5 protein-coding genes are annotated in these 5,609 nt (G+C 32.3%); 3 read left to right on the forward strand and 2 right to left on the reverse strand.

Translation table 11 applies throughout. The annotated features are described in order from the left end of the window. Together tuf and QZ357_RS08060 are read left to right on the forward strand one after the other, a co-directional pair. On the forward strand, nucleotides 1-957 hold a 957-nt coding region (gene tuf, locus QZ357_RS08055; protein ID WP_290776084.1), incomplete at its 5' end, for an elongation factor Tu. Nucleotides 958-1,221: 264 nt separating this feature from the next. Next, entirely contained in the window at nucleotides 1,222-2,835 is a 1,614-nt protein-coding gene (locus tag QZ357_RS08060) for a BspA family leucine-rich repeat surface protein (RefSeq protein ID WP_290776086.1), read from the forward strand. A gap of 22 nt (nucleotides 2,836-2,857) precedes the next feature. Here QZ357_RS08060 and QZ357_RS08065 read toward each other — a convergent pair whose 3' ends face one another. Beyond that, nucleotides 2,858-3,682 (reverse strand): putative RNA methyltransferase, encoded by an 825-nt coding sequence (locus tag QZ357_RS08065; protein ID WP_290776087.1) that lies wholly within the window; start codon nucleotides 3,680-3,682, stop codon nucleotides 2,858-2,860. A 4-nt stretch (nucleotides 3,683-3,686) separates the two neighbouring features. Continuing rightward, the gene (gene hxlB, locus QZ357_RS08070; RefSeq protein ID WP_290776088.1) at nucleotides 3,687-4,259 is read right to left on the reverse strand and encodes a 6-phospho-3-hexuloisomerase; all 573 of its coding nucleotides are present in this window, start codon (nucleotides 4,257-4,259) and stop codon (nucleotides 3,687-3,689) included. Nucleotides 4,260-4,472: 213 nt separating this feature from the next. On the opposite strand from hxlB, the gene QZ357_RS08075 reads away from it, so the two are divergent. Further along, nucleotides 4,473-5,480, forward strand: a complete 1,008-nt coding sequence (locus tag QZ357_RS08075) for a LacI family DNA-binding transcriptional regulator (protein ID WP_290776090.1) — start codon at nucleotides 4,473-4,475, stop codon at nucleotides 5,478-5,480. Nucleotides 5,481-5,609 lie beyond the last annotated feature (129 nt).

The raw sequence follows: 5,609 nt of genomic DNA on the forward strand, positions 1-5,609 counted from the left end.
CACGTAGACTGCCCAGGACATGCCGACTATGTTAAAAACATGATCACTGGTGCTGCTCAAATGGACGGTGCAATCTTAGTATGTTCTGCAGCTGACGGACCAATGCCACAAACTAGAGAACATATCCTACTTGCAAGACAGGTTAACGTTCCATACATTGTAGTATTCTTAAACAAAGCTGATATGGTTGATGATGAAGAACTTATCGAATTAGTAGAAATGGAAGTAAGAGAACTTCTTGACGAATATGAATTCGACGGAGACGGTACACCAATCGTAATCGGTTCAGCATTAAAAGCTTTAGAAGATCCACAAAGTGAATGGGGAGATAAAATCCTTGAACTTATGGCTGAAGTAGACAAATATATCCCAGAACCAGTTAGAGATACTGATAAACCATTCCTAATGCCTGTAGAAGACGTTTTCTCAATCACAGGTAGAGGTACTGTTGCAACAGGTAGAGTTGAAAGAGGTGTTGTAAAAGTAGGTGAAGAAGTAGAAATCGTTGGTATTAAAAAAGAAACAAACAAAACTGTAGTAACAGGGGTTGAAATGTTCAGAAAACAACTTGATGAAGGTGTTGCCGGAGATAACATCGGTGCTCTTCTAAGAGGGGTTGACAGAACTGAAATTGAAAGAGGACAAGTACTTGCTAAACCTGCTTCAATTCATCCTCATACAAAATTCAAAGCAGAAGTATACGTATTAACAAAAGATGAAGGTGGTAGACATACACCATTCTTTAACGGATACAGACCACAATTCTACTTCAGAACAACTGACGTTACAGGTGTTGTTGAACTAGAAGGCGGTGCAGAAATGGTAATGCCTGGTGATAACATCACAACTACAATCGAACTTATCACACCTATCGCTATCGAAGAAGGGTTAAGATTCGCTATCAGAGAAGGTGGTAGAACTGTAGGTTCTGGTGTTGTTGCTGAAATCATCGAATAATTGATTTTAATAAAAAGAGCACATAATGTGCTCTTTTTTTATTTTTCTTTTTTAATTTATAATATATTTAATATTCTGAAATTTATTTTTTGGTTAAAAAAACTATACATTATGTGACATTATAAAGTATTTAATATTTTATAATTATTTGTAATAAATACTTAAAATAAATCATTAATTAAGTAAAAACTCAAATTCTTATTAATCATATCATAACTGATAAAAAAAGTATTCTTTTTATTACGTTGAATTGGGGAGGTTATTATGATAAAAAGAGTTGAGAAGTTAATGATTTTATTTTTAAGTGTACTTGTATGTGTTTTTACATTTACGTGTAACGACATTATATTTGCTTTAGAGAGAGGCATAGGAGGGGAATCCTTAAGTGATTGGGAATACTATGAGAAAGGCGGAGATATATTTCTCACAAAGTATAAAGGAACATCTACCGATGTTGTTATCCCCGGAGAATTGGATGGCAAAAGGGTTGTTATAGAGAAGCTGTCCTCAAATGGATTATCTCTTCCCAAGGATGTGGTTTCTGTAAAAATAGGAACAGCAGGGAGTAAAGTATCAGTTAAAAATAATGATGCCAGTTATGCATTTTCGAAGCTGAATAATTTGAAACATCTCGATATGGAAGGGGTAGATGTATCGAACATTACAAATATGTCTTATATGTTTTGGTATAATGAAAATTTAGAAAGTATAAAACTAAATGGGTGGAATACGGAAAATGCAGAAAATATGTGTGCGATGTTTGCTGTATGCAGAAATTTGGAAGATATTGATTTGAGCAGTTTTAATACAAGAAATGTTAAAGATATGTCATATTTAATTGCAGGGTGCAATAGTTTAAAAAGTGTTAATTGGTCGGATGATTTTACGACAGAAAATGTTGTAACAATGAAGAAGATGTTTTGTGAATGTCGCAGTTTGGAGAAACTGGATTTGAGCAACTTTGATACCGGCAAGGTTAAGACTATGGAAGATATGTTTCGTGGTGCATATAAAATAGAAAGTCTTGATTTATCTTCTTTCAATACTGAAAATGTAGAGAATATGAGATTTATGTTTGATTGTTGTATAAAATTAAAAAAAATAGATGTAAGTAATTTTAACACCGGTAATGTTAAAGATATGTATAAAATGTTTGGCAGATGTTATGATTTGTCAATATTGGACTTAAGCAGTTTTGATACATCGGGAATGTCTTTTGACGATATGAAAAATTTTTTATTGGTAGATGATAATATAACAAACCCGAATAATAAAATAAAAACTCCAACGATAGTTATAACATCAGACAAAAATATAAAAAGATATATGGAAGAGGGCGTTGGGATAACATGCAGAATAGCACCGGACAGTATTCTTTTAGATGCTAATGGAGGGGTTTTTGAAGATAAAAGCTCTTTAAAAAAATTGTTTGATGATATCGGGATAAATGGTAGAGTTGCAGAGAACAATGATATATTGTCTTTAACACAAAGTGATATTTATAAAAATTATACTCCTGTAAAAGAAGGTTATAGTTTTACGGGATGGTATACGGATGAAGAGTGTAAGGCTAAGTATGAATCAAATAGTGATAATGTTGATTTACTAAGCGGGATTACATTATATACAGGTTGGATAAAAGCCGAAAGTGACAATGGTGATGTTGATACAGGGAACAGTAATGATTCGGAAGATAAAAATATTAATTCGGATTATGACAATGGAAAGGGAAATGTAATAAAAACGGATGCAAAACATAATATAAAACACGATTCAGTTACACCAAAGACCAGGGATGAAGGACTTATGATGTATACGGTCGTTTTGGTTGTAAGTACATTGGGGATTGTTTTTTGCTTAAGAAAAAAATTCATTTAAAAAAGACCTTTTATAGGTCTTTTTATTTTATTTTTCCTATCAGGATTTCGCTGTCTATAGTTATTTTAGAAATACTGTTATAATCGATGTGTTCTGAATCCATATCAAACATTAACGGCGTCATTTGTATAAGATTTTCCAACTGGGTTTTGTTTATATTGGATGTTTTCCTTGCTTTAAGAGTATTGATTAGTTCACAATGTTCTTTAAAGCAGTCAATAACTTCTTTGTTGGAATATTCTTCATTTTTCAGTTTGTGTTTTATTTGATGTCTCAATTCTTTCAAGTGTTCTTTTCCAGGTATAACTTTAATGATAATTCCTTCTGCAGAAAGTATTCTCTTGAATTCCGGGTAGTTTGCAGGTGTGTATATGTTTAATATGCAATCCATTGAATCGGCTTTGATAGGGATATTTTGAATATCCGCAACCATAAAGCAAATATCGTTTATGCCCCTTGATGCTACATTTATTGCATCTTTTGAAAAATCCAATGCAAATATATTGTTATCCTCAGATTTGATATTGTGAGAATAAAAACCTTCGCCGCAACCGATATCTATTATGTTCTTAAACCCGTAATGCTTTGTTAAATTAATTATATGGGCTGATATATGATTGTAAAATCCGTCAGCCAATATATTTCTTCTGCACTCAAAAAAATCTTTATTATATCCTTTCTGTGGCTTTATATTAGCCAAGAAATTTATATAACCCTTTTTGGCGATATCGAAACAATGATTGTTTTTACATGAAATGGTGTTGTTCGATACACTCATAGCTTCTTTGCATTTGGGACATATGAAATAATTTTGATTAAGAGTGAATTTATAGTATTTGTTTTTCATGGGATTACTCTAAATTTGCATGGTTTGACCACATGCTTTCGTTGACAGGTTCATCTTTCAGATCCAATATTGTTAAAGTAATGGCGTCTCCCAGGAGCAGTAAAGATTGCTCGAATAGAGATGTCATAGGTTGTTTGGATTCAACTTGATCCGGTAGATTTTTTTTGCTTTTTACCGGTATTCTTACAAATACATCCGTTATTTCTTTAAGAGGATTATCCGGTATTACGCCTATATGAGCGATTTTTGCACCGAAAGATTTTGCTTTACGTGCGATGCCGCTTGGTATTAATGTACTCCCGCTTCCTGAACCTACTATTAACAGGTCTTTATCTGTGATTGGCGGTTCTGTCGTTTCTCCAACTATATAGGTGTCGTAGCCTATATGTTTGAGTCTTTTTGCTATAGATTGGAGCATGGTCATTACTCTTCCTACACCTATAAAGAATATTTTTTCTGATTTATTTATTATTTCGATTAATTCATACACTTCATTTTCATCTACTTTAAGTAAAGCTTCGTTTAACTCGTTTATGATTAGATTTGCATTTTTATGAAAAAAATTATCATTATTCATACTATTTTCTCCTTTAATGATATATAATAATTATATAATATTTACATATTTTTTCAACTTAATTGTAAATTAATGTTAAAAAGGGGTGCTAATTTGCAATAATAAGGTATAATCAATTGAAAATAAATAGATGGTATGATAAAATATTTTTAATTTTATAACTTTTATTCAGTTATCAGTCTATGTAATCAAATAAATGTGGAGGTGCGGATATTGAGCGCAAAAATTAAAGATGTTGCCAAAAAAGCAAATGTTTCGATAGCTACAGTATCACGTGTAATTAATAATGTACCATTGGTAAATCAAGAGACCAAGGACAGAGTTTTGGAAGCGATTAAAGAAACAGGGTACAGACCTAATGCAATAGCGCGAAGTTTAAAGCTTCAAAAAACAGAAACCGTCGGTGTTGTTATACATGATATTACGATTCCTTATTATGCTCAAATGGCTAGGGGCGTACAGGATATAAGTATGCAAAGTGGGTATAATGCTATTATTTGCAACAGTGACGCGGACAGTAAAAAAGAAGAAGAATTTATGGATTTATTTTATCAAAAACAATGTGACGGGATAATATTTGCGGGAAGAGAGCTTGACGAAAATGTAAAACGCAAGTTTGAGTATATGAACATGCCCGTAATTTTATGCGGAGTAGAGGATTTTGACGGGAAATACTCCAGTGTAATAAATGATTATAATCAAGGTATTCATGCTTTGATGCTATATGTTAAAAACAAAGGTCATAAAAATATAGGCTTGATTCACGGAGATAAAAACAGAGATTATAATGCCAAGAAGAATGAGGAAGTTATAATGTCGACTGCCAAAGAGCTTGGGATGAAGTTTGACAAATCTTGCATAATAGAGAATGCTTTTACCATGAAAGGCGGATATTTGGCTATGAAAGAAATGTTCAAAAGAGATCTTCCAAGTGTTGTAATCTGCGGAAATGATGAAATGGCCGTGGGTGCTATTAAAGCAATAGAAGAAAAGGGTATGAAAGTTCCGGATGATATAAGCATAGTAAGTTTAAATTCATGTGAAGTCGGAAGATGGATTAACCCGACCCTTACCAGTATCAATCATTATATGTATGATGTAGGGGCAATAAGTGCAAGATTGTTGGTAAAATTATTGGAAGGCGAAGATTTAAAGGAAAAGAAAATCATCGTTTCTCATGGTATAATAGAAGGTGAATCGGTAAAAGATTTAAATAAATAAAATAACACAGAAGAGTTTCTTTTAGTAGAAACTCTTTTATTTTACAAGGTAAATAGGATAAATATAAAAAAATTGTAAAAAAAGTAAAGAAAAGGGATTGACAAAGTAAGGAGTATTTGATAATATAAC

It is taken from the genome of Anaerofustis sp. (assembly GCF_019420015.1).
In the GTDB taxonomy this organism is placed as follows: domain Bacteria; phylum Bacillota; class Clostridia; order Eubacteriales; family Anaerofustaceae; genus Anaerofustis.

Excerpts from the sequence above, each read along its gene's own strand:
- QZ357_RS08060 (WP_290776086.1), top strand. The coding sequence starts at position 1,222 with ATGATAAAAAGAGTTGAGAAGTTAATGATTTTATTTTTAAGTGTACTT.
- QZ357_RS08065 (WP_290776087.1), bottom strand. The coding sequence starts at position 3,682 with ATGAAAAACAAATACTATAAATTCACTCTTAATCAAAATTATTTCATA.
- hxlB (WP_290776088.1), bottom strand. The coding sequence starts at position 4,259 with ATGAATAATGATAATTTTTTTCATAAAAATGCAAATCTAATCATAAAC.